Annotated in this window: 26 protein-coding genes and 7 tRNA genes; 21 read left to right on the top strand and 12 right to left on the bottom strand. The window is 72.2% G+C overall.

The features are described 5' to 3' along the window. Positions 1-2: 2 nt before the first annotated feature. Entirely contained in the window at positions 3-821 is an 819-nt protein-coding gene (locus tag ACIP2X_RS27850) for a TrmH family RNA methyltransferase (RefSeq protein WP_401677575.1), read from the top strand. Between the two features lie 51 nt (positions 822-872). Here the strand turns inward: ACIP2X_RS27850 and ACIP2X_RS27845 are convergent, their stop codons facing one another. Beyond that, a complete protein-coding gene (locus tag ACIP2X_RS27845; protein ID WP_401678298.1) occupies positions 873-2,288 on the bottom strand; it encodes a protein kinase in 1,416 nt (471 codons plus the stop codon). Between the two features lie 196 nt (positions 2,289-2,484). Here ACIP2X_RS27845 and ACIP2X_RS27840 point away from each other — a divergent pair, with 196 nt between their 5' ends. The 4 genes from ACIP2X_RS27840 to ACIP2X_RS27825 all read left to right on the top strand — a co-directional run bounded on the left by ACIP2X_RS27840 (position 2,485) and on the right by ACIP2X_RS27825 (position 5,062). Next, positions 2,485-2,760 carry a hypothetical protein gene (locus tag ACIP2X_RS27840; RefSeq protein WP_385385564.1) on the top strand — a complete coding sequence of 92 codons (276 nt, stop codon included), beginning with the start codon at positions 2,485-2,487 and terminating at the stop codon, positions 2,758-2,760. A 196-nt stretch (positions 2,761-2,956) separates the two neighbouring features. Next, on the top strand, positions 2,957-3,163 hold the full coding sequence (locus tag ACIP2X_RS27835) for a hypothetical protein (protein WP_189699657.1): 207 nt from the start codon (positions 2,957-2,959) through the stop codon (positions 3,161-3,163). A 595-nt stretch (positions 3,164-3,758) separates the two neighbouring features. Beyond that, positions 3,759-4,694, top strand: coding sequence for a phosphotransferase family protein (locus ACIP2X_RS27830; RefSeq protein ID WP_401677571.1), 936 nt, complete (start codon positions 3,759-3,761; stop codon positions 4,692-4,694). A gap of 80 nt (positions 4,695-4,774) precedes the next feature. Then, positions 4,775-5,062 carry a zf-TFIIB domain-containing protein gene (locus tag ACIP2X_RS27825; RefSeq protein WP_401677568.1) on the top strand — a complete coding sequence of 96 codons (288 nt, stop codon included), beginning with the start codon at positions 4,775-4,777 and terminating at the stop codon, positions 5,060-5,062. A gap of 57 nt (positions 5,063-5,119) precedes the next feature. Here ACIP2X_RS27825 and ACIP2X_RS27820 read toward each other — a convergent pair. The 5 genes from ACIP2X_RS27820 to ACIP2X_RS27800 form a co-directional block, all read right to left on the bottom strand. Next, positions 5,120-5,191, bottom strand: a tRNA-Val gene (locus tag ACIP2X_RS27820). A gap of 46 nt (positions 5,192-5,237) precedes the next feature. Beyond that, positions 5,238-5,309 (bottom strand) — tRNA-Val (locus ACIP2X_RS27815). A 26-nt stretch (positions 5,310-5,335) separates the two neighbouring features. Next, a tRNA-Val gene (locus ACIP2X_RS27810) sits at positions 5,336-5,407 on the bottom strand. A 1-nt stretch (position 5,408) separates the two neighbouring features. After that, a tRNA-Cys gene (locus ACIP2X_RS27805) sits at positions 5,409-5,482 on the bottom strand. Between the two features lie 39 nt (positions 5,483-5,521). Then, positions 5,522-5,594 (bottom strand) — tRNA-Gly (locus tag ACIP2X_RS27800). Positions 5,595-5,772: 178 nt separating this feature from the next. Between ACIP2X_RS27800 and ACIP2X_RS27795 the strand changes: the two genes are divergently transcribed. The 3 genes from ACIP2X_RS27795 to ACIP2X_RS27785 all read left to right on the top strand — a co-directional run bounded on the left by ACIP2X_RS27795 (position 5,773) and on the right by ACIP2X_RS27785 (position 8,594). Further along, complete coding sequence (locus tag ACIP2X_RS27795; protein ID WP_401677565.1) at positions 5,773-6,813, top strand: chorismate-binding protein; 1,041 nt, start codon at positions 5,773-5,775, stop codon at positions 6,811-6,813. 82 nt (positions 6,814-6,895) lie between these two features. Beyond that, positions 6,896-7,717 (top strand): aminotransferase class IV, encoded by an 822-nt coding sequence (locus ACIP2X_RS27790; RefSeq protein WP_401677563.1) that lies wholly within the window; start codon positions 6,896-6,898, stop codon positions 7,715-7,717. Positions 7,718-7,769: 52 nt separating this feature from the next. After that, positions 7,770-8,594 carry a GNAT family N-acetyltransferase gene (locus tag ACIP2X_RS27785; protein ID WP_401677560.1) on the top strand — a complete coding sequence of 275 codons (825 nt, stop codon included), beginning with the start codon at positions 7,770-7,772 and terminating at the stop codon, positions 8,592-8,594. 24 nt (positions 8,595-8,618) lie between these two features. Here ACIP2X_RS27785 and ACIP2X_RS27780 read toward each other — a convergent pair whose 3' ends face one another. Continuing rightward, complete coding sequence (locus tag ACIP2X_RS27780) at positions 8,619-9,137, bottom strand: DsbA family protein (RefSeq protein ID WP_401677557.1); 519 nt, start codon at positions 9,135-9,137, stop codon at positions 8,619-8,621. A gap of 192 nt (positions 9,138-9,329) precedes the next feature. Between ACIP2X_RS27780 and ACIP2X_RS27775 the strand changes: the two genes are divergently transcribed. Then, entirely contained in the window at positions 9,330-9,776 is a 447-nt protein-coding gene (locus ACIP2X_RS27775) for a hypothetical protein (RefSeq protein ID WP_401677554.1), read from the top strand. Positions 9,777-9,937: 161 nt separating this feature from the next. After that, positions 9,938-10,090 (top strand): hypothetical protein, encoded by a 153-nt coding sequence (locus ACIP2X_RS27770; RefSeq protein ID WP_189699665.1) that lies wholly within the window; start codon positions 9,938-9,940, stop codon positions 10,088-10,090. 60 nt (positions 10,091-10,150) lie between these two features. Here the strand turns inward: ACIP2X_RS27770 and ACIP2X_RS27765 are convergent, their stop codons facing one another. Both ACIP2X_RS27765 and ACIP2X_RS27760 read right to left on the bottom strand, forming a co-directional pair. Beyond that, positions 10,151-10,711, bottom strand: a complete 561-nt coding sequence (locus ACIP2X_RS27765) for a CGNR zinc finger domain-containing protein (RefSeq protein WP_401677551.1) — start codon at positions 10,709-10,711, stop codon at positions 10,151-10,153. A 399-nt stretch (positions 10,712-11,110) separates the two neighbouring features. Next, positions 11,111-11,524 (bottom strand): SsgA family sporulation/cell division regulator, encoded by a 414-nt coding sequence (locus ACIP2X_RS27760; RefSeq protein ID WP_004002642.1) that lies wholly within the window; start codon positions 11,522-11,524, stop codon positions 11,111-11,113. A 191-nt stretch (positions 11,525-11,715) separates the two neighbouring features. On the opposite strand from ACIP2X_RS27760, the gene ACIP2X_RS27755 reads away from it, so the two are divergent. The 4 genes from ACIP2X_RS27755 to ACIP2X_RS27740 all read left to right on the top strand — a co-directional run bounded on the left by ACIP2X_RS27755 (position 11,716) and on the right by ACIP2X_RS27740 (position 13,060). Further along, positions 11,716-12,168 carry a TIGR02611 family protein gene (locus ACIP2X_RS27755; RefSeq protein ID WP_401677548.1) on the top strand — a complete coding sequence of 151 codons (453 nt, stop codon included), beginning with the start codon at positions 11,716-11,718 and terminating at the stop codon, positions 12,166-12,168. 78 nt (positions 12,169-12,246) lie between these two features. Beyond that, positions 12,247-12,318: transfer RNA gene (locus tag ACIP2X_RS27750), tRNA-Val, on the top strand. Between the two features lie 172 nt (positions 12,319-12,490). After that, the gene (locus ACIP2X_RS27745; protein ID WP_401677545.1) at positions 12,491-12,949 is read left to right on the top strand and encodes an SRPBCC family protein; all 459 of its coding nucleotides are present in this window, start codon (positions 12,491-12,493) and stop codon (positions 12,947-12,949) included. A 39-nt stretch (positions 12,950-12,988) separates the two neighbouring features. Next, positions 12,989-13,060, top strand: a tRNA-Val gene (locus tag ACIP2X_RS27740). Positions 13,061-13,115: 55 nt separating this feature from the next. Here the strand turns inward: ACIP2X_RS27740 and ACIP2X_RS27735 are convergent. Further along, the gene (locus ACIP2X_RS27735; RefSeq protein ID WP_401677542.1) at positions 13,116-13,841 is read right to left on the bottom strand and encodes a 3'-5' exonuclease; all 726 of its coding nucleotides are present in this window, start codon (positions 13,839-13,841) and stop codon (positions 13,116-13,118) included. Positions 13,842-14,029: 188 nt separating this feature from the next. Between ACIP2X_RS27735 and ACIP2X_RS27730 the strand changes: the two genes are divergently transcribed. The 4 genes from ACIP2X_RS27730 to ACIP2X_RS27715 all read left to right on the top strand — a co-directional run bounded on the left by ACIP2X_RS27730 (position 14,030) and on the right by ACIP2X_RS27715 (position 18,573). Further along, positions 14,030-14,596 (top strand): DUF4365 domain-containing protein, encoded by a 567-nt coding sequence (locus ACIP2X_RS27730; protein ID WP_401677539.1) that lies wholly within the window; start codon positions 14,030-14,032, stop codon positions 14,594-14,596. Continuing rightward, positions 14,593-15,804 (top strand): hypothetical protein, encoded by a 1,212-nt coding sequence (locus ACIP2X_RS27725; protein ID WP_401677536.1) that lies wholly within the window; start codon positions 14,593-14,595, stop codon positions 15,802-15,804. The genes ACIP2X_RS27730 and ACIP2X_RS27725 overlap by 4 nt, the downstream gene beginning before the upstream one ends. A 90-nt stretch (positions 15,805-15,894) precedes the next feature. Beyond that, entirely contained in the window at positions 15,895-17,871 is a 1,977-nt protein-coding gene (gene thrS / locus ACIP2X_RS27720; protein ID WP_401677533.1) for a threonine--tRNA ligase, read from the top strand. Positions 17,872-18,024: 153 nt separating this feature from the next. Then, on the top strand, positions 18,025-18,573 hold the full coding sequence (locus ACIP2X_RS27715; protein ID WP_401677530.1) for an HIT family protein: 549 nt from the start codon (positions 18,025-18,027) through the stop codon (positions 18,571-18,573). Between the two features lie 22 nt (positions 18,574-18,595). Here ACIP2X_RS27715 and ACIP2X_RS27710 read toward each other — a convergent pair whose 3' ends face one another. After that, positions 18,596-20,257 carry a hypothetical protein gene (locus tag ACIP2X_RS27710; RefSeq protein WP_401677527.1) on the bottom strand — a complete coding sequence of 554 codons (1,662 nt, stop codon included), beginning with the start codon at positions 20,255-20,257 and terminating at the stop codon, positions 18,596-18,598. A gap of 181 nt (positions 20,258-20,438) precedes the next feature. Then, positions 20,439-22,637, bottom strand: a complete 2,199-nt coding sequence (locus tag ACIP2X_RS27705) for an elongation factor G-like protein EF-G2 (protein ID WP_401677524.1) — start codon at positions 22,635-22,637, stop codon at positions 20,439-20,441. A 227-nt stretch (positions 22,638-22,864) separates the two neighbouring features. On the opposite strand from ACIP2X_RS27705, the gene pgsA reads away from it, so the two are divergent. Genes pgsA through ACIP2X_RS27690 form a run of 3 tightly spaced genes read left to right on the top strand, consistent with a single transcriptional unit; the run spans position 22,865 to position 25,700 of the window. Beyond that, positions 22,865-23,605 carry a phosphatidylinositol phosphate synthase gene (gene pgsA, locus ACIP2X_RS27700; RefSeq protein WP_401677521.1) on the top strand — a complete coding sequence of 247 codons (741 nt, stop codon included), beginning with the start codon at positions 22,865-22,867 and terminating at the stop codon, positions 23,603-23,605. Next, positions 23,602-24,540, top strand: coding sequence for a phosphatidylinositol mannoside acyltransferase (locus ACIP2X_RS27695; RefSeq protein ID WP_401677518.1), 939 nt, complete (start codon positions 23,602-23,604; stop codon positions 24,538-24,540). Before pgsA ends, ACIP2X_RS27695 begins: the two co-directional genes overlap by 4 nt. Further along, entirely contained in the window at positions 24,537-25,700 is a 1,164-nt protein-coding gene (locus ACIP2X_RS27690) for a glycosyltransferase family 4 protein (protein ID WP_401677516.1), read from the top strand. The genes ACIP2X_RS27695 and ACIP2X_RS27690 overlap by 4 nt, the downstream gene beginning before the upstream one ends. Positions 25,701-25,740: the final 40 nt, after the last annotated feature.

Raw genomic sequence — 25,740 nt, 5'->3', positions numbered from 1 at the left:
CTGTGGCCGATCTCATCACCGTCGAGGACCCCGACGACCCGCGCCTGCGCGACTACACGGGCCTGACCGACGTCGAACTGCGCCGCAAGCGCGAACCCGCCGAAGGCCTCTTCATCGCCGAGGGCGAGAAGGTCATCCGCCGCGCGAAGGACGCGGGCTACGAGATGCGCTCGATGCTGCTGTCCGCCAAGTGGGTCGACGTCATGCGCGACGTCATCGACGAACTCCCCGCCCCCGTCTACGCGGTCAGCCCGGAACTCGCCGAACGCGTCACCGGCTACCACGTGCACCGCGGCGCCCTCGCCTCGATGCAGCGCAAGCCCTTGCCCACGGCCGCCGAACTGCTCCGGTCCGCCCGCCGGGTCGTCGTCATGGAGTCGGTCAACGACCACACCAACATCGGTGCCATCTTCCGCTCGGCCGCCGCGCTCGGGATGGACGCGGTCCTGTTGTCGCCGGACTGCGCCGACCCCCTGTACCGCCGTAGCGTCAAGGTCTCCATGGGCGCCGTCTTCTCCGTGCCGTACGCCAGGCTGGACAGCTGGCCCAAGAGCCTGGAGTCGGTCCGCGAGGCGGGCTTCTCGCTGCTCGCCCTGACCCCCGACGAGAAGGCCAGGGCGCTCGACGAGGCCGCCCCGCACCGGATGGACCGCGTCGCCCTGATGCTGGGCGCGGAGGGCGACGGCCTGTCCACCCAGGCCCTGGTGGCCGCCGACGAGTGGGTGCGCATCCCGATGTCCCACGGGGTCGACTCCCTCAACGTGGGCGCGGCCGCCGCCGTCGCGTTCTACGCGGTCGCGACGGGCCGCCCCCCGCAGTAGCGGGCCCCCTCCCTGCGGGGCGGCGGCGGGCTCACGGCACGCGCGGCACGCCTACGGGGACCCCTCGGACGCCTGCTCGTGACGCCCGGCGAGCACCGCCCCGCCCGCCGGCGACAGGTGACCGGACTGCACCTGCTCCTGGCCCGTGCCGCCCCGCTCGTCGCCGAGCCCCCGCGTCGACGCCTGGCACCCCTGCACGATGCCGATGCCCAGCGCGACGAGCAGCGTGACGACCACGAACACGAACAGCCGCTGCCGCAGCAGCCGCGGATTGGCCGGCCGCCGCCCGGTCCCGGTGGGCCGCGCCGGACGACCGGCGCCGCCGCGCGGTGCCGTACGACTGCCGCTGCCGGAACGGGTGGTGTTGCGCGCCGGGGTGTTCCGCGAGGCGGGCGTGGGCCGGGCTCCGGAGCGAGACGGGGAAGCGCCGTTGCGGGAGGGGGCGCCGCCGCGGGACTGCGGCGTGCCCCGCCCCGGCACGGGGCCCCGCGTACCGCCCGTGCCCCGGGGTGCCGGAGTCACCGGCCCGCCCTGCTGCTGGCGGCGCGGCGCGCGGTCCGGGTAGGTGTCGGCGAGCCGTCCGGTGGGCCGGTCCGCCTCGCCGCTGCGCGGCGCCGGCGGACGTCCCTCGATCAGGCCCTGCGCCTCGCGGGCGGCGATCTCCTTGAGCCGCAGCGACAGCTCCAGGGTGCTGGGCCGCTCCTCGGGGTCCTTCGCCAGACAGGCCCGCACGAGGGGGGCGAGCGCGTCCGGCACGCCGTGCAGCTGGGGCTCCTCGTGGACGACGCGGTACAGCATCACCTCGGAACTGCCGTGCCCGAAGGGTGAGTCTCCCGTCGAGGCGTACGCCAGGGTGGCGCCGAGCGAGAACACGTCGGTGGCGGGCGTGACGGTGGCGCCGCGCACCTGCTCGGGCGCGAGGAAGCCGGGCGAGCCGACGGCCGTGCCGACGTGGGTGAGCGTGGAGGCGCCGGTGGCCCAGGCGATCCCGAAGTCGATGATCCGGGGGCCCTTGGGGGAGAGGAGGATGTTGGACGGCTTCAGGTCCCGGTGGACGACCCCGGCCTCGTGCACCGCGACCAGACCCTCCGACAGGGCCGCCCCGACCGCGGCGACGTCGGCGGCGCCGAGCGCCCCCTCGTCGGCGACCTTGTCGTGCAGGGAGGGGCCCGGTACGTACTGCGTGGCGAACCACGGACGCTCCGCCTCCAGGTCGGCCGCGACCAGCCGCGCGGTGCATCCGCCGCGGATCCGCCGCGCGGCGGAGACCTCACGGGCGAAGCGGGAACGGAACTCCTGATCCTCCGCCAGATCGGGCCGGATCACCTTCAGGGCGACCCGCTGGCCCTTCTTGTCGGAGCCCAGGTAGACGACGCCCATCCCGCCCGCGCCGAGGCGTCGGTGGAGCCTGAACGAGCCGACGACGCGCGGGTCCTCGCGCCTCAGGCGCATCATCGCCATGTTCATCCCCGCTGCCCGGTCCGTGTGACGTGGCACAGCTTACGTTTCCGTGGCCGTCTGCGCGCAGAGGCCGCGCCCTCTCGGCCGGACGGATTGTCAGTGTCGGGTGCGAGACTTGAGGGGTGGTCAGGGAGCGTGCCGTCGACGCGCCTTTGAGCCGTCCATGCTTCCAACCACCTGTCGCAGAAGGGGGATTGGGTCCATGAAGGGTGACCGTGTGGAGATAGTCGTGGACGCCGGGGACACGACACGAACGTACGAGGTGGTGGCGAGCAGGGCGGGCCGCCGGGTGGAGACGGCGGTACGCCGAGGTGTCGTCGAAGTGAGCGAAGTCACGCGAACCGGCGTCGTGGTCCGTACGGCGCGGTTCATGGCGAACCGGGTGCTGGCCCTGGTCGAGCAGCCGGTGCCCCGGGAGGACAGCTCGGAAAACACCGGACACACCGGGCGCCCCCTCCGGGAAGACCCCGAGACCTAGGTCCTCTTCTCCACCCAGGGGAGTACACCCCGTCCCAGGGCTCATCCTCCGGGAGGCCCGCCAATCGGTACGAAGGCATGACGCCCGGCAACCGCCGCGCACCTAAATTGGAGGTCAAGCGGCGGGTGCAGCACTCGTCCCCCGAGGTCAGGCACTCGCCGCTGTCAACGACAACTGAACGGTCAGGAGAGGGACCATGGCCTACACGGCACCGCGGACACTGATCCGCGAGCAGGGACGCAGGGCGCACGCCGCGTTCCGCCCGCGCCGCACGGGCCGCCGCCACCCCCTGGTGGCAACGGCCATGGCCCTTCCTCTGGCGGTCCTGCTCCTCGTCGTCTTCGACGGCTGGGAGACAGTGGCCACACAGGCGTCGTCCGTGGGCGTGATGCTGGGGCGCTGAGAGGCGACCCCAGGCCCGGAAGAGCGGTCCGGGCGGGGACATCCACCCATAACCCCGTGGGGACGGGGGTGCGGCGGACGGCACAAATGCCGGCGCAGCTGGGGAGCTGCGCCGGCATTGCTTTTCCCTCCGGCGGTACGAGGGGGTGCGGTCGGGCCATGCCGCCCACCGCAGGACCGTTGCGCGGGCGGCCATTTCGCCGCGAGCCGCCGGCCCCGACGACCCCGTCACACCTCACCCGGCCGGCGACTCCCCACCCCTGCCCGCCGCCTGACGTGTCACCGTCCGCCTCCCTGACGCGTCACCACCCGTCCGCTGCGCGGTGCCGACGTCTCCTCCTCCAAGCGCCACGCACATGCGCCACCGCTCCACCTCCACGCGCCATAGCTCCGGGCCCTGCGCCATCGCTCCAGCCCTTGCGCCACCGTTCCGTCCCCCGGCGGCGCTGCCCCGGCAGCACCACCCCCGGCGCCCGCACCCGGCACCAGCACCCCCTGCATCCCCTGCACTCCCGGGGCCTGCCCCCCCCGACACACCCCCGCTCTCCGCCGACGTACCCTCCCAGCACCCGCCCCGATCCCGAGGAAAGCCGCCCGTGACCACCTCCCTCCTGCCCGACCTGGCCGCCCGGGCCAGGGCCGCGGCTCACCCGCACGCCGAGGCCTGCGCCTGCGGGACGGTGGTCACCCTCGCCGACCGGGCCGACGCCACGGTCGTCCGGCACGACGGCACCGTGGCAAAGGCGCACGCCCCGGGCACCGACCCCGCCGCACTCGCCGCCCGCCTCACCACGGCCGCCCGGATCCCCGGCGTACTGCTCGCCCCCCTCGTCCCGGCGCCGGTCGCCCTGCACGGCAGGCCGGTGACCTTCTGGCCCTACGGCAGCCCGGTCGACCCCGACGACCCCGACGCCGCCCCCTGGGAGGCCGCCGCCACCCTGCTCGCCCGCCTCCACCGCACCCCGCCTCCCGTCCCCCTGCCCGCGATGCGGGGTCCCGTGAAGGCGGCCCGGGCGATCGCCGGGCTCCGCGCGACGGCGCAGGGCTCCGCCGCCCGTGCCGTGCTGCGGGCCTGGGCCACCCTCCCCGCGTGGGCGCGCGGCGAGAGCCCCCTTCCGGACACCGGCACCCTCTGCCACGGCGACCTGCACCTCGGCCAACTCGTCCGGCATCCCGCGCCGGACGGGCCCTGGCTGCTGATAGACGTCGACGACCTCGGGACGGGCCCCGCGGCCTGGGACCTGGCCCGCCCGGCCGCCTGGTACGCCTGCGGTCTGCTCCCGCCCGACGAGTGGACCCGCTTCCTGACCACCTACCAGGCCTCGGGCGGTCCCGCCGTCGGGCCGGACGCGGACCCCTGGGCCGCCCTGGACGTCCCGGCCCGCGCCCTCACCGTCCAGACCGCCGCACGGATGGTGACCAAGGCCATGGAGGCTCAGCGGCCCCTGGACGACGTGGAGCGGTCCCTCGTGGACGCCTGTGCCCGAATGGCTTCGGTCCCCGCCCAGTTGTCCCGCAACCTCGCGAAGTAGGGTGCAACCGACCGCAGCCGGACAGAGTCTGTCCTGGCGGAACACGAAGCAGGACCAACCGGCGAGGAGTTGAACCGACGATGCAGTGTCCGAAGTGTCATGCGCCCATGCACACGTACAACCGCAACGGCGTCCAGATCGAGCAGTGCTCGGGCTGCCGCGGCATCTTCCTGGACTACGGCGAGCTGGAGGCCCTGACCCGTCTGGAGTCCCAGTGGTCCCAGCCGGCCCCGCCGCCCCCGCCCGCCGGAGGGGCCTACCCGGCCCCGGCCGCCCCCGCCTGGGGCGCTCCCCACGGTGGGCACCACGGAGGCCACCACGGCCACCACCGCAACAAGAGCTTCGGCCGCATGCTCTTCTCCAGCTGAGCGGAACGCAGCACGACGAAGCCCCCGGCCGCTGAGGCGGCCGGGGGCTTCGGTCCGTGGACGATACTGGGATTGAACCAGTGACCTCTTCCGTGTCAGGGAAGCGCTCTCCCGCTGAGCTAATCGTCCTCGGGGCCACGGTCGTGACTCCGAGGAGCCGATCGTGGGCACTGCGTGCGCGATACTGGGATTGAACCAGTGACCTCTTCCGTGTCAGGGAAGCGCTCTCCCGCTGAGCTAATCGCGCGGGTACGGACCTTCGAGAAGATCCAGTGGACGATACTGGGATTGAACCAGTGACCTCTTCCGTGTCAGGGAAGCGCTCTCCCGCTGAGCTAATCGTCCTTGGAGGTGGAGACGGGATTTGAACCCGTGTAGACGGCTTTGCAGGCCGTTGCCTCGCCTCTCGGCCACTCCACCAGGAGTGCAGGGGTCCGGGAGGATCCCCTTGCTCTTTCGAGCGAACGACGAGGTTCGAACTCGCGACCTCAACCTTGGCAAGGTTGCGCTCTACCAACTGAGCTACGTTCGCCTGTCTTTCCGGTCGGCTTGCGCGTCGCGGCGACGTGTTGAACTCTAGCGGATTCCTCGGCCAGCACAAAAACGCGTTTGTGCAGCGTGCTGCGCTGTGCCTGGTCACACGCGCGGTCGGACCACCTGGAAGGACACGCCCGGGCCACCCGCGGGACACCCGCCATAGACTCGACAACGTGCTCCACCTGCCACCTCTCGCCCGCTTCGGCGACCGCGTCGCCACCGGTCTCCTCGACGTCACCGGCGACCCCGCCGCCCTCGACTCCACCGGTTTCTGGGCCGTGGCGGCCGACTTCGAGGGCCGTCTGACCTGCGCGCGCTTCGCCGAGGTGCGGGAGGAGCCGGTGCCCGCGCCCGTCCCGGGCGCCTGGCGCGGCCCGGCCGTCGCCGACTGGACGTCGTCCCTCGACCGCGCCTCGTACACGGCGGGAGTGCGCCGGATACGGCAGCACATCGCGGCCGGCGAGGTCTACCAGGCGAACCTCTGCCGCGTCCTGTCGGCGCCCGTCGCCCCGGACGCCGACCCCGACGCCCTCACCGCGCTGCTGGCCCGCGGCAACCCGGCGCCCTATGCCGGAACGATCCGCCTGCCCGCCCAGGGCGTCGAGATCGCGACCGCGTCGCCCGAACTCTTCCTGCGCCGCGAGGGGCGCTCCGTCGTGTCGGGCCCGATCAAGGGCACCGGCCGCACCGAGGCGGACCTGCTGGAGAAGGACTACGCCGAGAACGTGATGATCGTGGACCTGGTCCGCAACGACCTCGGCCGCGTCTGCGCGTCCGGCACGGTGACCGTCCCCGACCTGTGCGCGGTCGAGAAGCACCCCGGGCTGGTCCACCTCGTGTCCACCGTGCGCGGTGAACTGCGCGACGCGGCGGGCTGGCCGGAGCTGCTCGCCGCCGCCTTCCCGCCCGGATCGGTCACCGGCGCGCCCAAGTCGAGCGCCCTGCGGATCATCGACGCGCTGGAGACCGCGCCCCGGGGACCGTACTGCGGCGGCATCGGCTGGGTCGACGCCGACCGGGGGACCGGTGAGCTGGCCGTCGGCATCCGCACCTTCTGGTTCGACCGGGCCGAGGGCGTGCTGCGTTTCGGGACCGGCGCGGGGATCACCTGGGGCTCGGACCCCGAGGGCGAGTGGCGGGAGACCGAGCTGAAGGCGTCCCGGCTGCTCGCGGTAGCGTCGGGGGCGTACGAGATGAGCGAAGAGGGACCGTGAGCGTGCCGAGTCCGTCCGGGGGCGATCCCCGGACCCCCGGTCGCGGTCAGGTCCCCGGCACGGAAATGTGAGGTGGGGACCAGTGAAGATCTGGCTCGACGGCAGGCTCCAGGAGGCCGAGTCCGCCCGTGTCTCCGTCTTCGACCACGGGTTGACCGTGGGCGACGGCATCTTCGAGACGGTCAAGGCGGTCGACGGCACGCCGTTCGCCCTGACCCGCCACCTCGACCGGCTGACCCGCTCGGCCCGGGGGCTGGGCCTGCCGGACCCCGACCTCGACGAGGTGCGGCGCGCCTGCGCCGCCGTCCTGGAAGCCAACCCCATGCCGCTCGGCCGGCTGCGCCTCACCTACACCGGCGGCCACGGCCCGCTCGGCTCGGACCGCGGCGAGCACGGCCCGACCCTGGTCGTCGCCCTCGGCGAGACCCGGCGGCGCCCGGACTCCACCGCCGTGATCACGGTCCCCTTCACCCGCAACGAGCGCGGCGCGCTCACCGGCCTGAAGACCACCTCGTACGCCGAGAACGTCGTCGCCCTCGCCCGTGCGCACGAACAGGACGCCTCCGAGGCGCTGTTCGCCAACACCGTCGGACAGCTCTGCGAGGGCACCGGCTCGAACGTCTTCGTCGTCCTCGACGGTGAGATCCACACGCCGCCGCTCGCCTCCGGCTGTCTCGCCGGCATCACCCGCGCGCTGACCGTCGAGTGGACCGGCGCCAGGGAGACCGACCTGCCGCTGGACGTGCTGGAGCGGGCCGACGAGGTCTTCCTGACGTCCACCCTGCGGGACGTCCAGGCCGTCCACCGCGTCGACGGCCGCGAACTGCCGGGCGCCCCGGGCCCGGTGACCGCGAAGGCCATGCGGATCTTCGACGAGCGGGCGGGCGACGACCTCGATCCGTAGAGCCGCGGAAATGGGGCGGACCTGAGGCTCAGGACCGGGTAGAACACCCCTGATGACCACCACCCTGCGGCCGACCGAGCCGCTTCAGCGCGCGGCCGACGGGACGCGCTCCCGCCACTACCAGGTGTGCGTGAACAGCCGTCCCGTCGGCGCGGTGCATCTCGGCACGTCCCCCGCCTTCGGCGACTCGATGGCGCGGATCATCGACCTGCGCATCGACGAGCCCGACCGCCGCCGCGGACGCGGCACCGTGGCCGCCCTCGCCGCCGAGGAGGTGGCGCGTGGCTGGGGCTGCCGCCAGATCGAGGCGTCCGCCCCGGGCGGGGCCGAGGCGGCACTGCGGCTCCTGACCGCGCTCGGGTACGTCCCGCGCAACCGCGGCATGGAGAAGCGCCTCGGCGACACGCCGCCCGAGCTGCCCGCCGGAAGTCACGCGCGGCCCATGACCGAGACCGACTTCGCCCGCTGGCTGGAGCACGAGGCGCAGCGGTACGCGCGCACCTGGCAGGAGCGGGGGGTCACCGAGGCCGAGGCGCGCGCCAAGGCACGGAGCGACCACGAGCGGCTCCTGCCGGACGGGGCGGCCACACCGGACATGCTGTTCAGCGTCCTGGAACAGGACGGCACCCGGGTGGGTGTCCTGTGGCTGGCGCTCCAGGAGGACAAGGCCTGCGTGTACGACGTGGAGACCGACGCGGCACATCGGGGACGAGGGCACGGCCGTGCGCTCATGCTGCTGGCCGAACGGCAGACGATCGCGGCCGGCCGGCACGTCCTCGGCCTCAACGTCTTCGCCGGGAACACCCCCGCCGAGCGGCTCTACGACTCCCTCGGCTACACGACGACGCGGCACACCCTCTACAAGAACCTGCTCTGAGGGAGGGGCAGGAGCACCCGGCCGTCAGTCCTGGTCGGCGAGCAGCCGGTCCGCGATCTCCTCGACGCGCTCGCGCAGCCCCTCCTGGCTCTTGCCGCCGTCCAGCAGGACCCCGTCGATGACGTACGTGGGCGTGCCGGTGACGCCGATCGCCTTGCCCTCGGCCTGGTCGGCGTCGACGATCAGGATGTGCCGCCCGTCGATCAGCGCGGTGTCGAACTCCTCGGCGTCCAGGCCGAGTTCCCGGGCCGCCTCGACCAGGAAGGGCTCTCCCTGGCGGTCCAGCTCCTCGACCCGCGCCAGCACGGCCTCGACGTAGGGCCACCCCTGCCCCTGTTCGGCGGCCTCCTCGGCGGCCTGCGCGGCGGCGAAGGAGTGCTTGTGCTTCTCCAGCGGGAAGTGCCGCAGCCGCAGTTCGAGCCGGTCGCCGTAGCGGGCGCGCAGCGCGCGGAGATCGTCCAGGGCGCCGCGGCAGTCCGGGCACTGCAGTTCGCACCAGACGTCGAGGACGGGCGCGGGGCGGTCGGGGGAGGAGTCGTTCATGCGGTCAGTCTCCCAGCACCGGCGCGCCCGTCCCAATCGGCTCCGGGAGTCGTACGCCCCACCTGCACCTGCGGAGGAGCCGACCCGGAGATGTCCCTGATGTCCTCGCGGTGCATGGCCCGGCGCGGCTGTGCGGGTGCACGATGGAGGAGGCGACGCGCACCGCCCGCCCGAGGCTGCCTGGAGGACCGGATGATTGCCGAGACCGTGTGTTCCGCCGTTGCCGCGGCCGGCCTGGGCATCGCGGCGGTGTCCGCCTTCCGCAGGCGCTTTCTCACGGCCGCCCGCATCGCGGCCTACGCGCTGGTCCCGCTCGGCCTGGTGATGACCGGTGCCGTGGAGTGGGCCGCGGACACCGCGTTCAGCCCCGTGGCCTGGGCGGGCTTCGGGGTGCTCGGCGGTGCCTGGCTGCTGTTCCTGGCCACGCGGGCGGTGGAGCGGCGGCGCAAGAGCAAGGGGCGTGCGGTGGCCGGGGCGGCCCAGCAGGACCCGGTGGCCCCGCGGGCTTCGGCGCCCTCCCTCGGCCCGGCGGACCGCCCGGCCGGCCGGCCCGGCACCAAGCCGCAGGCCGCGCCCCGTGGCGGGGCCACGGACGACTTCAGCGACATCGAGGCCATCCTCAAGAAGCACGGCATCTGAATCCGGGCGCAAGCGTCTGAAACGACCCAATCCCCAGGATGATCGGAAGCTGTCCGGCTCGCGCCACAGACGTGCAGGTGATCACGGATTTCGGCGAACTCTCGCATCTTCGTGCGTCTTGATCGCGTTCGGGCCGCCACCTGCGTCATCATCGCCGCGAGATGCTGGACACGACACAGAGCGATGCCGCGCCGCCGAAGGACGAGCCGCGCGGGTGCCTCTTCGCCCTATCCCAGCCACCGCTGATGATCTTCCTTGCGGTGATCGGGTGTCTGCTGCTCATGGCTGCGTTGCACGATCTGTTCCTGCTGTGAGCCGTACGCGCGGTCCCCGGCGTCACCCGCCGGGAACCGCGTCGGCATCCCGCCCGGGCGTCAGCCCGTGGCCTCCTTGCGGCGCGCCCGGTAGGCGGCCACATGCAGACGGTTGCCGCAGGTACGGCTGTCGCAGTAACGCCGCGAGCGGTTGCGTGAGAGGTCGACGAAGGCGCGCCGGCAGTCGGGCGCCTCGCAGCGCCGCAGCCGCTCCTGCTCGCCCGCGACCACGAAGAAGGCGAGCGCCATCCCGCAGTCGGCGGCCAGGTGGTCGGCGACGGAGGCGCCGGGCGCGAAGTAGTGCACATGCCAGTCGTAGCCGTCGTGGTCCGTGAGCCGGGGCGTGGTGCCGGCGGCGGCGATCAACTCGTTGATCATCCCGGCCGCGGCACGGGGGTCCGGGGCGGCGAAGATCCCGGCGAACCGGCCACGGATCTTGCGCACCGCCGAGAGGTCGAACTCCGAGAGCACGCCGACGTCGCTGACCTCGTGGTTCCGCACGAAATCGGTGAGAGCCGCGAGGTCCGCGAGCCCGTCCGGCGCGGACTCGTCCTCCGGCGCGGTGTTCACCAGATCGACCACGGTGTCGAGCGCGCACCGGGTGTCGTGGGTGATCAGCACGTTTCGCTCCCTGGCCTGATGGTCGGGCGGGTGCCCGCCGATGCTGGCCGATGGTAGTGGCTCCGGGCCGCGGCCCCACCGCCTCGGGCGGCACCCGGCCGGCGCCCTGTCCCTGGAACGCGGGGGGAGGCTCCGCGGTTCCCGAGGGCCCGGGACGCGGGACGTGCGGGCACGCGGACCGGCGCCGCCCCCGCGGAATCGCGCGGTGGCAGCGCCGGTGTGTGCCGTATGCGGTTGTCCTGGCGCGTGGGGGCCTGCCCGGAGGATCCTGCCGGGACGGGCCCTGGCACGCTTCACGGTGGAGGATCAGTGCCGTCGGCTCGCTCCGGCCTGATCCGCCGGACAGGCCCGAGCCGTCTCCCCGAGTGGACGGCCGGGCGGCTTGGTGGCGGTCTCGCCCTAGCTCTCCGCCAGGATGTGCGAGAGCTCCTGGTCGAGATCGAAGTGCCGGTGCTCCGTGCCGGGCGGCACGGCGGCGTCGGTTCGCTTCAGGAACGACTCAAGGGCCCGCGCGGGGGCCTCGAGCAGAGCTTCCCCCTCAGGGGAGCTGAGGGCGATGCAGACGACGCCCTGACCGTGACTGCGCGACGGCCAGACACGGACGTCGCCGGTTCCTGTGGGCCGGTGAAGCCCTTCGGCGAGGAGGTCGCGGGCGAACACCCACTCGACGGTCTCCTCGGCTCCGGTGTGGAAGGTGGCGTGCACGGCGTAGGGGTCGGCCGTGTCGTACCGCAGGCCTGCGGGGACAGGCAGGGAGGACTCGCTCGACACAACGAGGCGCAGGTGCAGCTCGCAGCTGACCGTGGTGTTCATAAGCGCCAGGGCCTTTCGCTCAGTGTGCGCTCGGGGATTCGCACGTCGGCGAAATCGACATGCCACCTACGGTGCCGTTGTAAACCCCTCTGAGGGTTTTGCGTGTGTTTACGTAACTCTTCCGGCCGAGAACGACTTCGCCCGATACGCCCATTCCGGTGACCGGAAACGTTCGGGTAGGGTTTGGCCGTATGAATACGGGGAGTAGCAAGCCAGGCGAGGTTGCCATGGCGACGGACGATTCGGGGACGCGTGAGGCGCCGGGCGAGCGCGCCTTGGGCTCGCGTGCGCCGGAATTCGTCAAGGCGCGGCGCCTGCTGCACGTGAGCTGGCAGGTGGGGGTCTTCCTCGTCGGCCTCGCGGTCGTGGGCACCGGCATCGTCCTGCTGCCGTTGCCGGGCCCGGGCTGGGTGATCATCTTCGGCGGCATGGCGATCTGGGCGACCGAGTTCGTCTGGGCCCAGCTGGTGCTGCGCTGGACGAAACGCAAGGTCACCGAGGCCGCACAGCGCGCGCTCGACCCCAAGGTGCGCCGGCGCAACATCGTCCTGACGTCGATCGGCTGCGTGATCGTGGCCGCGATCGCCGGGTTCTACGTCTGGAAGTTCGGCTTCATGATGCCGTGGAAGATCAAGGACCAGTGATCCGCGGCGCGGGGCGCGAGGGCGGTCCGGCGCGGTCATCCGCACCCCCTGACATGGGGTAATCTTCTTCCTGCGCCCGGGCGATTAGCTCAGTGGGAGAGCGCTTCGTTCACACCGAAGAGGTCACTGGTTCGAACCCAGTATCGCCCACCCGGGACACGGCCCATCTGCCGGACGGCAGGTGGGCCGTTGTCGTGCCGCGCCCTCTTCGTCACTCCGGGTGTCCGCACATCCCGGCCACGTCGCGCTCGTGGGCATACGGGCCCTCTCGTTCCTGAAACGATTCATGCGTCCGGCCCGGCCGCGGGGGCAGACTCGGCACATGGACTGGACCCACTACCGCTTCCGAAGCCTGTGGCACCTGCCCGCCGCTCCGGCCGCCGTGTACGCCGTCCTGGAGCGGCCCGAGGACTACCCGCGCTGGTGGCGGCAGGTACGCGAGGTCCGGCGGACCGACGGCGCCACCGGTGTGATCCGCATCCGGTCGCTCCTTCCCTACGACCTGACCTTCGCCGCGCGCGAGGTGCGCCGGGACCCCGGGGCCGGGGTGTTGGAGGTCGCGATGACCGGCGACGTCGAGGGCTGGGCCCGCTGGACGGTCCTGCCCGCGGGGAGCGGGTGCCTCGCCCGCTACGACCAGGTGGTGGACGTGAACAAAGCCCTGCTGCGCCGCCTCGCGGTGCCGGGGCGCCCCTTGTTCCGTGTCAACCACCGGCTGATGATGCGCTCCGGACGGCGAGGCCTGCTGGCGTACTTGGGCCCCGGTCCCCAAGCGGTTTGAAGTAATCGCGGAGGCACCTGTATTGTTCAGTGCGTTCCCGGGCGATTAGCTCAGTGGGAGAGCGCTTCGTTCACACCGAAGAGGTCACTGGTTCGAACCCAGTATCGCCCACCGGGAAAGGCCGGTCCGCCATGGCGGACCGGCTTTTTGCATGTCCGGCGACCGATCAGGCCGCCGCCGCGAGCCCAGGACGCAGGGGCCATGCCGGGTCCACCGCCTCCTCGTTGCCGCTGCGCGCGAACCACGCCTGCAGGCCCCTCGCCTGCGCCGCGTGCCACACCGCCTGCAACGTGTGCAACTCCGCGGGCGACAGGCGCTCCAGCCGGGACGCGAAACGCCGCCCGACGGCCCGCACGACCTCCAGCGAGGCCAGCGCGTCCGCCGCCGCGTCGTGCGCGCCGTCCAGCGGGACGCCGTAGTGCTCGCAGAGGTCGGTCAGCGTGCGGCGGCCCTTGCGGTAGCGGTCCAGGTGCTTGTCCAGGACCCGTGGGTCGAGCACCAGCAGAGGGACCGACTCGAACCAGCGCCCCAGCGACGAAGCGCGATGCCGGCGCAGCTCGCGATCCAGGAGCGTCAGGTCGAACGGTGCGTTCATCACCACCAACGGCCGCCCGGTGCCCGCCTGTTCGGCGAGCTCGGTGGCTATCTCATGCATCACCGGCGCCGGCCAGCGGCCGTTGCGCGCCAGATGATCCTCCGTCAGCCCGTGCACCGCCGTCGCCTCGGCGGGCACCGGCACACCCGGGTTCACCAGCCACTGGTGCACCCGGGGCCGTGTGCCAGGAGCGTCCTGGACGACGAGGGCGGCCGACACGATCCGGTCGGTCTCGACGTCCACGCCCGTTGTCTCCGTGTCGAATGCCGCCAGGGGGCCCTCGTACCAGCACGTCATACGTACACAACTCCTCGTTCACCCACGGCAGCTGACGCACCGTCTTCTGCCCGTTTGGTGATACCCGGGCTGTTTGCGCCGTACGCCGGGAGGAGACAACAGAAGTACGGGTCCGCGCAGTTCAGCGGCGTCTTCCGTGGGCGCGGCCCGGCGCGGGGAAATTCACTTTGCTTGGAAGGCTGCCGGCCATGGCGATAGCGCAGCCCGAGCGGGGCGGGCTGCTGCCCGAACGCACGGGCCCCCATCGCGGTTCACTCGCCACCACCGCCTGCATGGAGACACTGCAGGTGGGTTATCTGCACGCCGTCGCGGCCGCCGCCGGCTGCTCGCTGTCCCAGCCCTTTCCGGACAACGGCATCGACTGGCACGTCAGTCACAGCGCGCCGGGGCACACGATCGACGACGAGGTCACCATCAAGGTGCAGCTCAAGGCCACGTACCAGATCGCGCCCAAGCCGCCCGGCCGCTTCTTCTCCTTCACGCTCGACAACGACCACCTGGCGAAACTCGCCCGCACCCCGGTCTCGGTGCACAAGATCCTCGTCGTGATGCTCGTCCCGCGCTCGCAGGACGACTGGCTGCGCGCCAGCCACGACCGGCTGGACCTGCGGCACTGCTGCTACTGGGTCAACCTCGCCGGGCACCCCGTGACCGGCCGGTACCGGACCAACGTCCGCATACCGACCTCACGCATCTTCGACGACCGGGCGCTGTGCGAGATCATGACGCGGGTCGGGACGGGAGGCAGACCATGACGCACCGCCCGCTCGACGAGCCCCTGCGGGCCGTACGGCCCCACCCCGAGCCCTGGGACCAGCCGCCGGAGCCCGGCCAGGTCGACCCCGCCGTGCTCGGCGCGCTGCTGCGCCGGCACGGCTGGCAGCGCCGCGGCGGCGCCGCCGGACGCTACGGCCGCTGGACACCGCCCGGTCCCGGCGCGGGCGGCACCAGTCTGCTCGTGCCCGAGAGCCGGGCCTTTCCCGACAGCGACGACCTGCTCGCCGAGGCGCTCCTCGCCCTCACCCGCAGCCCCATGCCGTCCGCGCGCGAGGTGCTCGTCGGGCTGAGCGTGCCCAGCGACGAGATCCGCTGGTGGCGTGACGTGCCCGCGGGACCTGCGGGTGCCGCGTCCTGGACCGTCGAGGAGCAGCTGCGCTCGGCCGCCCGGCAGACGCTGCTCGCCGCGGCGCTCGCCACCCGCGCGCGTGCGGGCTACTACGGCGCCCGCCACAAGCGCGCCGCCGCCGTGATGCTGGAGAGCGTCCTGGTCGGCGCCGCGACGGGCGGCAGCGGCCTCACGGCCTTCGTCCCCGTCGACCCGGCCAGGCCGCTCGCCGTCCGCCTCCACCAGGCGCTCTACGCCGTCCGCGAGGCCATCGACTACCAGCGCGCCACCGGCGGCATGGACGCCTTCGACGGGGCCGTCGAAGCCGGCGTGAGCCGTGAGCTGACCGAGGCGCTCGTCGCCCTGGTACGGGGCACGGAGGGCGCCCGTGTCGCCGTCGAGTGGGCCCCGGGCGCCGGTCCGCCCGAGGGCGGGGCCGGGCGGGGCGAGGCCGTGGAGTTCTCGCCGGGCGACCTGCCCGTACTGCGCGAGGCCGGGGCCCGCTTTCTGCGCGAGGAGCCCTCCGTGCCGGTGCGGATCACCGGCGAGGTGGTCCGCATGCGCCGGTCGGAGCGGCGCGGCGAGGGCACCGTGCGGCTGCGGGTGCTGGCCGGTGCCGAGATCCCGCACGTCCGGCTCACCCTCGACGAGGAGGACTACCGGATCGCCGGGCAGGCCCACCTCGTCGGGCTGCCGGTGCGGGTGCACGGGCGGCTGGAGAGCCGCGGCGGCTTCCGCCGGCTGACGGGCGCCTCCGGGGTGGTACCGGTGCAGGTGGACGAGGTGGAGCGGGACCAGCTGCTGAAGTCGTTGCAGGAGAATCTCGACTTCTTCGAGGAGGCCTGCGGCGGGGAATGATTTCGCCTGCGGTGGTCCGGGGTCGGTACGATCCCTAATTGCGCGCGCTCTCGGTACGGCGGCGCATCCACCTTCAGTCAGGAGAGACCGGTGTCAGACGTCCGTGTGATCATCCAACGCGATTCCGAGCGGGAAGAGCGCACGGTGACGACGGGCACCACGGCCGCCGACCTCTTCGCCGGCGAGCGCTCGATCGTCGCCGCGCGGGTGGGCGGCGAGCTGAAGGACCTGGCGTACGCGCTCGCCGACGGCGACGAGGTCGAGGGCGTCGACATCTCCTCCGAGGACGGCCTGGGCATCCTGCGCCACTCGACCGCGCACGTCATGGCGCAGGCCGTGCAGGAGCTGTTCCCCGAGGCCAAGCTGGGCATCGGCCCGCCGGTCAAGGACGGCTTCTACTACGACTTCGACGTCGAGAAGCCCTTCCACCCCGATGACCTCAAGGCCATCGAGAAGAAGATGCAGGAGATCCAGAAGCGCGGCCAGCGCTTCTCCCGCCGCGTCGTCACCGACGACGAGGCCCGCGCGGAGCTGGCCGACGAGCCGTACAAGCTGGAGCTGATCGGCCTCAAGGGCTCCGCCTCGCACGACGACGGCGCGGACGTCGAGGTCGGCGCCGGCGAGCTGACGATCTACGACAACCTGGACGCCAAGACCGGCGAGCTGTGCTGGAAGGACCTCTGCCGTGGTCCGCACCTGCCCTCCACCCGGCTGATCCCGGCGTTCAAGCTGATGCGCAACGCGGCCGCCTACTGGCGCGGCAGCGAGAAGAACCCGATGCTCCAGCGCATCTACGGCACCGCCTGGCCGTCCAAGGACGAGCTGAAGGCGTACCTGGAGTTCCTCGCCGAGGCCGAGAAGCGCGACCACCGCAAGCTGGGCAGCGAGCTCGACCTGTTCTCCATCCCGGAGCAGATCGGCTCCGGGCTCGCCGTCTTCCACCCCAAGGGCGGCGTCATCCGCCGGGTGATGGAGGACTACTCGCGGCGCCGCCACGAGGAGGAGGGCTACGAGTTCGTCTACACCCCGCACGCGACGAAGGGGAAGCTCTTCGAGACGTCGGGCCACCTGGACTGGTACGCCGACGGCATGTACCCGCCCATGCAGCTCGACGAGGGCGTGGACTACTACCTCAAGCCCATGAACTGCCCGATGCACAACCTGGTCTTCGACGCCCGCGGCCGCTCGTACCGGGAACTGCCGCTGCGGCTGTTCGAGTTCGGCACCGTGTACCGCTACGAGAAGTCCGGTGTCGTGCACGGCCTCACCCGCGCGCGCGGCTTCACGCAGGACGACGCGCACATCTACTGCACCCGTGAGCAGATGTCCGAGGAGCTGGACAAGACGCTCACCTTCGTCCTCGGCCTACTGCGCGACTACGGCCTGACCGACTTCTACCTGGAGCTGTCCACCAAGGACCCGGAGAAGTTCGTCGGCTCCGACGAGGCCTGGGAGGAGGCGACCGAGACGCTGCGCGCGGTCGCCGAGAAGCAGGGGCTGCCGCTGGTCCCGGACCCGGGCGGCGCCGCCTTCTACGGGCCGAAGATCTCCGTCCAGACCAAGGACGCCATCGGGCGCACCTGGCAGATGTCGACCATCCAGCTCGACTTCAACCTACCCGAGCGGTTCGACCTGGAGTACACCGCCGCGGACGGCACCAAGCAGCGCCCGGTCATGATCCACCGCGCGCTGTTCGGCTCCATCGAGCGGTTCTTCGCGGTGCTCCTGGAGCACTACGCGGGCGCCTTCCCGGCCTGGCTCGCGCCCGTGCAGGCGATCGGCATCCCGATCGGCGACGCGCACGTCGAGTACCTGGAGAAGTTCGCCGCGACGGCGAAGCGGCAGGGGCTGCGGGTCGAGGTGGACTCGTCGTCCGACCGCATGCAGAAGAAGATCAGGAACGCGCAGAAGCAGAAGGTGCCCTTCATGGTCATCGCGGGCGACGAGGACATGGCCAACGGCGCCGTCTCCTTCCGCTACCGCGACGGCTCGCAGGAGAACGGCATCCCCGTCGACGAGGCCATCGCCAAGATCGCGAAGGTCGTCGAGGAGCGCACGCAGGTCTGACGCGCCCCGGCGCACCACGCAGGGCCCCCGGGAAGCCGTACGGCTCACCCGGGGGCCTTTCGTCGGCCTGGTCCGCGGGCCCGGCCCGGTCCCGACCGTTTTCGCCGAGCCCGGCGACACGCCGCGAATGGGCGAAGCCATATGCTGCCTTGCATGACGAGTGAGCCGGAGCAGCAGATCGGAGTGGGGACGCAGGACGCGTTCCAGCGCCTGTGGACGCCCCACCGGATGGCCTACATCCAGGGTGAGAACAAGCCCACCGGTCCGGGGGCCGACGACGGCTGCCCCTTCTGCTCGATCCCGGCGAAGTCCGACGAGGACGGCCTGGTCGTCCGCCGCGGCGCCCAGGTGTACGCGGTGCTGAACCTGTACCCGTACAACGGCGGCCACCTCATGGTCGTGCCCTACCGCCACGTCGCCGACTACACGGACCTCACGGAGGCCGAGACCGCCGAGCTCGCCGAGCTGACCAAGCAGGCGATGACGGCGCTGCGCACGGCGTCGGGCGCCCAGGGCTTCAACATCGGCATGAACCAGGGCGGGGTCGCCGGCGCGGGCATCGCCGCGCATCTGCACCAGCACATCGTGCCGCGCTGGGGCGGCGACACGAACTTCATGCCCGTGGTGGGGCACACCCGGGTGCTGCCCCAGCTGCTGGCCGACACCCGGAAGATGCTGGCGGAGGCCTGGCCGACGGCGTGAGACCGCCGGCCAGCGGGTCGCCTCACGCGTCGTACAGGTCCGCCTTGCGGGGCGACGGGTCCTGCACGGCCGTGCTGAGGAACGCCGAGCGGTTGCCGAACTTCTCGGTGTCCACGCCGTTCTCCTTCAGCACCCGGATCGCCGCCGAGTGGACCACGCGGAGCACCGGCGTGGCGGCGCGCAGCGCGTCGTCGGCCATGAACCGGTGCCGCCAGGGCTTCGCGGCCCACGCGTGCCGCAGGCCGAACGGCTCGGGCAGGGTCAGCGACCCACCGAGCCAGTTCAGCAGCGGCGGGTACCAGGTCAGCGGCGCCCGGGCGGCCACCCGTACCACCTCGTCGGCGTCGACCAGGGGGAGCTTGACGGTCCGCGTCTCCCAGCGCTTCACGGACTTCTGCACCGACTTCTCCTTCGCCGCCGGCTTGGAGGTGAAGAGCGGGTGCACGGGCCCCAGGGCGTGCCCGGTGACCTCGATGCGCAGCGTCTCGAAGAGCACGGTCACCGTGATCAGCATGGTGATCACCAACTGCCCGTCCCAGAGCGTCCACTGCACGCCCAGGTAGTGCCGGTCGCCGCTGCCGAACTGCTGCTTGTTGCAGATCTCCTGGATGGCGTGCGACTTGACCTGGTAAGCCTCCACGTCGGTGCCCCCCGGACGGGACACCGACGTCGCGTTCTCGCCGATCGGCGTGACGACCCAGTGACGTATCGAGGGCTTGGGGAAGCCGCCCGTGTTCAGCGGGCCGCGCTCCAGCATGCGCAGCTGGTCGTGGATGGACCGCACGACGTCCCAGCTGCGGAACGGGTGGATCTCCCGGTCGGGATCGGCCGGGGAGAGGTCCTCCGCGAGCTGCCAGCTGCCCCAGCGGGTGCCCATGCCGAGTATGCCCTTGGGCCCGGCGTAGAAGACGGAGTTGGACTGCTGCTCGGCGCCGAGCCGGGCGAGGGACTGGCGCAGCTGCTCGGCGGCGGTCTCACCGGGGTTGCTCGGCACCGCCTCGGGCACCTTCGCGCCGACGCTGCTGCCCGACAGCAGGCTGTCCCAGCGCTCCCGCAGGTCCTTCGCGGTGCGCTCGCAGATCTGCTTGGCCCAGAACCAGCCGATCACCGGCAGCACCACCGCCGCACGCGCGTACCAGGCCCAGAAGCCGGTGAACGGCATCTGGACCAGGAAGATCACGGCCAGTGCCCCGACCGCGACGAGCAGCGTGGTCGCGAGGGTCGAGGCCCGCTTGTCCTCACGCCGGGCGATGGTGGTGCGGATCGTGAACACCATGAGCCAGACCAGCAGGCCGGGCAGGAAGAGCAGACCGCACAGCACCATGACGATCGCGAGCAGGTTGTCGCGCTCGCGGCGGATGCGGTTGGCCGCGAGGCAGTGCTCGACGACGACCTGCGGCTCCGCGCCGAAGGACTGGATCAGCGGTGCCCGGCCCGAGCCGAGCATCCGGTCGACCACCGCCCGGGAGAACGCCTCGCCGAGGTTGGGCCGGAAGATCTTCGCCCACTTCTGGCCGGGCTTCACCTTCGACTCGTGCCACTCGTTGTTGGCCTTGAGTATCTCCTCGACCTCGTTGTCCCGGTACGCCGCGGAGGCCAGCGCGTACGTCGCCGTCTGGCCTTCGTCGCCCGTGCGCGGCACCTGCGGCCCGAAGATGTCCGCGTAACCGCTGTCAACGGTCATTCCCGCCCCCGATCGCCGCCACTGTCGCTCCTGCGGCCTTCCCGACTTCCCTGCTCCGCACACCTGTTGATCAGGTCGTCAAAGCCTATCCGCAGGCACCGACATACGTCGGCGGACGGCCGAAGCCGCCCGCCGAACCGGAGGAGAACCACCGTCCTTCGGCCACGCACGCCCGCCCGCGCTAGGAGGCGTCCTGCTCCATCTTCCGCAGCCGCTCGGCGACTTGAGGGGGCATCGGCTCGTGGCGCGCGTAGCGCCGGCTGAACCGCGCGGTCCCGTGCGAGAGGGACCGCAGATCGACGGCGTACCGCCCGATCTCGATCTCCGGCACCTCGGCCCTCACCAGGGTGCGCCCGCCGGCGGTCTGCTCGGTGCCCAGCACCCGGCCGCGCCGCCCCGACAGGTCGCTCATCACGGCGCCCACGTAGTCGTCGCCGACCAGCACGCTCACCTCGGCCACCGGCTCCAGCAGATGGATCCGCGCGTCCGCCGCCGCCTCGCGCAGCGCGAGGGCGCCCGCCGTCTGGAACGCGGCGTCCGAGGAGTCCACGGAGTGCGCCTTGCCGTCCCGCAGCGTGATCCGCACGTCGACGAGGGAGTGCCCCGCGGCGATGCCCTTGGCGGCCTGCGCGCGCACGCCCTTCTCGACCGACGGGATGAACTGGCGCGGTACCGCCCCGCCGACGACCTTGTCGACGAACTCGATGCCCGAGCCGCCGGGCAGGGGTTCCACCTCGATCTCGCAGATGGCGTACTGCCCGTGGCCGCCGGACTGCTTCACATGCCGGCCGCGCCCGCCCGCCTTGGTCGCGAACGTCTCCCGCAGGGGCACCCGGTGCGGTACGACGTCCACCTGCACGCCGTAGCGGCTGCGCAGCCGTTCGAGAGCGACGTCGGCGTGGGCCTCGCCCAGGCACCACAGCACCACCTGGTGGGTGTCCTGGTTCTGCTCCAGGCGCATCGTGGGATCCTCGGCGACCAGCCGGGACAGACCCTGGGAGAGTTTGTCCTCGTCCGGTTTGCTGTGCGCCTGGATGGCGAGCGGCAGCAGGGGATCGGGCATGTCCCAGGGCTCCATCAGGAGCGGGTCGTCCTTGGCGGAGAGGGTGTCGCCGGTCTCCGCGCGGTTCAGCTTCGCCACGCAGGCGAGGTCGCCGGCGACACAGTGCGAGACGGGGCGCTGCTGTTTGCCGAACGGCGTGGACAGGGCGCCGATGCGCTCGTCGACGTCGTGGTCCTCGTGGCCCCGGTCGGCGAGTCCGTGACCGGAGACGTGCACGGTCGCGTCCGGCCGCAGCGTGCCGGAGAACACCCGCACGAGCGAGACGCGGCCGACGTACGGGTCGGAAGAGGTGCGCACGACCTCCGCGACCAGCGGCCCGTCCGGATCGCAGGGCATCAGCTCGCGTGGCCTGCCGTCGATGGTGGTGACCTGGGGCTGCTCGTGCTCCAGCGGGGTCGGGAACCCCCCGGTGACCAGCTCCAGCAGCTCGACGGTGCCGAGGCCCTGCCGGGCGCCGTCGCCGGCGGGCGCGGCGGCCAGGACCGGGAAGAACCTGCCGCGCGCGACGGCCCGCTCCAGGTCCTGCACGAGGGTCTTGACGTCGATCCGCTCACCGCCGAGGTAGCGGTCCATGAGGGTCTCGTCCTCGCTCTCGGCGATGATCCCCTCGATGAGGCGGTTGCGTGCCTCCTCGATCAGCGGCAGCTGGTCCTCGTCCGGCTCGGACTCCTTGCGCTCGCCCGTCGAGTAGTCGAACAGCTTCTGCGACAGCAGCCCGGTCAGCCCGGTCACCGGCGCGTGCCCGTCCGGCGCCTGCGGGCCGTGCAGCGGCAGGTACAGCGGCAGCACGGCGTCGGGGTCGTCGGCGCCGAACGCCTCCGCGCAGATCCGTGTCATCTCCTCGAAGTCCGCGCGTGCGGCCTCCAGGTGCGTGACGACGATGGCGCGCGGCATGCCGACGGCCGCGCACTCCTCCCACACGACGCGGGTCGAGCCGTCCACGCCGTCCGAGGCGGAGACGACGAAGAGGGCCGCGTCCGCGGCGCGCAGACCGGCCCGTAGTTCCCCGACGAAGTCGGCGTATCCGGGGGTGTCGAGAAGGTTGACCTTGATGCCGTCCCACTCGACGGGTACCAGGGAGAGCTGCACCGAGCGCTGCTGCCGGTGCTCGATCTCGTCGTAGTCGGAGACCGTGCCGCCGTCCTCCACGCGGCCCGCCCGGTTCAACGCTCCCGCGGTCAGCGCGAGCGCCTCCACCAAGGTCGTCTTTCCCGCTCCGCAGTGGCCGACCAGCACCACATTCCGTACGGACGCGGGCTGGTCGGCCGCCACTGCTCTGCCGGCGGCTCCGGGGTGTGCATTGGTCTTGTCGCCCATGATCCTGCCTCCCGTGCACGGTGAGGTCACTGTGGGCGCGGACACGCGGGACCCGCGTGCTGGGCGGCTCCGGCGACGCCCGCGGTTCTTCGAGCTTTCCACTCCCGTCACGGTGCGTCCATACAAAGGACGCGAAGCCGCCGACCGGCGGCGGTTGCGGGCCGTGGGCCCCGCTCCCCGACGAGCCGTGGGTGCCGAGCGGTCGGCCGCCCGCGCGCGTGGCTACGATGGGCCAGCCGACGGCCAGCAGGGGCCGGGCGGCGCCAGCGACCCTCGGGAAGGCCATGCTGAACAAGTACGCGCGTGCATTTTTCACGCGTGTCCTCACACCGTTCGCCGCGTTTCTCATCCGCCGGGGCGTGAGCCCCGACACGGTCACGCTGATCGGCACCGCGGGCGTGATGGCGGGCGCGCTGGTCTTCTACCCCCAGGGGGAGTTCTTCTGGGGCACGGTCGTCATCACCCTCTTCGTCTTCTCCGACCTCGTCGACGGGAACATGGCCCGCCAGCTGGGCCGCTCCAGCCGCTGGGGCGCCTTCCTGGACTCCACCCTGGACCGGGTCGCCGACGGCGCCATCTTCGGTGGCTTCGCCCTCTGGTACGCCGGTGGCGGCGACGACCTCGTGCTGTGCGCCGTGTCGATCTTCTGCCTGGCCAGCGGTCAGGTGGTGTCGTACACCAAGGCGCGCGGCGAGTCGATCGGCCTGCCGGTCGCCGTGAACGGGCTGGTCGAGCGCGCCGAGCGGCTGGTGATCTCGCTGGTCGCGGCCGGGCTCGCGGGCCTGCACGCGTTCGGCGTGCCGGGGATCCAGGTGCTGCTGCCGATCGCCCTGTGGATCGTGGCCGGCGGCAGCCTGATCACGCTGATCCAGCGGGTCGTCACGGTCCGCCGCGAGTCCGCCGAGGCGGAGGCGGCGGAGCGGGACAGCGACGACAATGCCTCTCAGGGGAGGGAGGCGGCGAAATGAGTGCTCGGGACAGCCTGACGGACGCCCTGTACGGCCTCGGCTGGAGCACGGTGAAGAAGCTGCCCGAGCCGGTGGCCAGGCGGCTCGGGAACACCGTGGCCGACCTCGCCTGGAAGCAGCGCGGCAAGGGTGTGCTGCGGCTGGAGGCCAACTACGCGCGCGTGGTGCCGGGCGCGTCCCCGGAGCGGCTCGCCGCGCTCACGCGCGCGGGCATGCGCTCCTACCTGCGCTACTGGATGGAGTCCTTCCGGCTCCCCGCCTGGAGTGCCGAGCGCGTCAACGCCGCTTTCGAGCCCAAGGACCTGCACCACCTGACGGACGGCCTGGCCGCGGGCAAGGGCGTGGTCCTGGCCCTGCCGCACCTGGCCAACTGGGATCTGGCCGGCGCCTGGGTCACCACCAAGCTCGGCATCCCCTTCACCACCGTCGCCGAGCGGCTGAAGCCCGAGACGCTCTACGACCGCTTCGTGGCCTACCGCGCGGGCCTCGGCATGGAGGTCCTGCCGCACACCGGCGGCTCCGCCTTCGGCGCCCTCGCCCGCCGGCTGCGTGGCGGCGGCCTGGTCTGCCTGGTGGCCGACCGCGACCTGTCCGCCTCCGGGGTGGAGGTCGGCTTCTTCGGCGACACCGCGCGGATGCCGGCCGGACCGGCGCTGCTGGCCCAGCAGACCGGGGCCCTGCTGATGCCGGTGACGCTCTGGTACGACGACTCACCCGTCATGCGGGGCCGGCTGCATCCTCCGATCGAGGTACCCGAGTCAGGCACCCGGGCCGAGAAGACGTCTGTCATGACGCAGGCCCTGGCGGACGCCTTCGCCTCGGGGATCGCCGAACATCCGGAGGACTGGCACATGTTGCAGCGGCTGTGGCTCAAGGACCTGGACCCCGCACGGGGCGGTCCGGCGGCCCCGGATGCCACGAAGGGGACCCCATGAGGATCGGCATCGTCTGCCCGTACTCCTGGGACGTCCCGGGCGGCGTCCAGTTCCACATCCGGGATCTGGCCGAGTACTTCCTCCGCCAGGGACACCAGGTCTCGGTACTGGCCCCCGCCGACGACGACACCCCGCTGCCGCCCTACGTCGTCTCGGCAGGCCGCGCGGTCCCGGTGCCCTACAACGGTTCGGTGGCCCGGCTGAACTTCGGGTTCCTGTCGGCGGCGCGGGTGCGCCGCTGGCTGCACGACGGCGCCTTCGACGTGATCCACATCCACGAGCCGGCGTCCCCGTCGCTGGGCCTGCTCGCCTGCTGGGCGGCGCAGGGCCCCATCGTCGCCACCTTCCACACGTCCAACCCCCGCTCGCGCGCGATGATCGCCGCGTACGCGATCCTCCAGGCGGCGCTGGAGAAGATCAGCGCCCGGATCGCGGTCAGCGAGTACGCCCGCCGCACCCTCGTCGAGCACCTCGGCGGGGACGCCGTGGTGATCCCCAACGGCGTGGACGTCGACTTCTTCGCCCGGGCCGAGCCCCGCCCCGAGTGGCAGGGCGACACCATCGGCTTCGTCGGCCGCATCGACGAGCCCCGCAAGGGCCTGCCGGTGCTGATGCGGGCGCTGCCGAGGATCCTCGCCGAGCGGCCGCAGACGCGGCTGCTGGTCGCGGGCCGCGGCGACGAGCGGCAGGCGGTCGAGTCGCTCCCGTCCGAGCTGCGCTCCCGGGTGGAGTTCCTCGGCATGGTCAGCGACGAGGACAAGGCCCGCTTCCTGCGCAGTGTCGACGTCTACGTGGCACCCAACACCGGCGGCGAGAGCTTCGGGATCATCCTGGTCGAGGCGATGTCGGCGGGCGCCCCCGTGCTGGCCTCGGACCTGGACGCCTTCACCCAGGTCCTCGACCAGGGCGCGGCGGGCGAGCTGTTCGCCAACGAGGACGCGGACGCGCTCGCGCAGGCCGCCCTGCGGCTGCTGGGCGACGCCGAGCGGCGCAAGGAGCTCAGCGAGCGGGGCAGCGCCCACGTCCGCCGGTTCGACTGGTCGACGGTGGGCGCGGACATCCTGTCGGTCTACGAGACGGTCACGGACGGCACCAGCGCGGTCGCCGCCGACGAGCGGTCCGCCGGACTGTGGGGCCGGTTCGGGCTGGCCCGCGACTGACTGATCACACCCGACCGGCACCCCGGTAGCCTTGCCGCCC

Source organism: Streptomyces sp. NPDC089424 (assembly GCF_044749345.1).
GTDB lineage: Bacteria > Actinomycetota > Actinomycetes > Streptomycetales > Streptomycetaceae > Streptomyces.
This window is presented reverse-complemented; position numbering and strand designations above follow the sequence as displayed.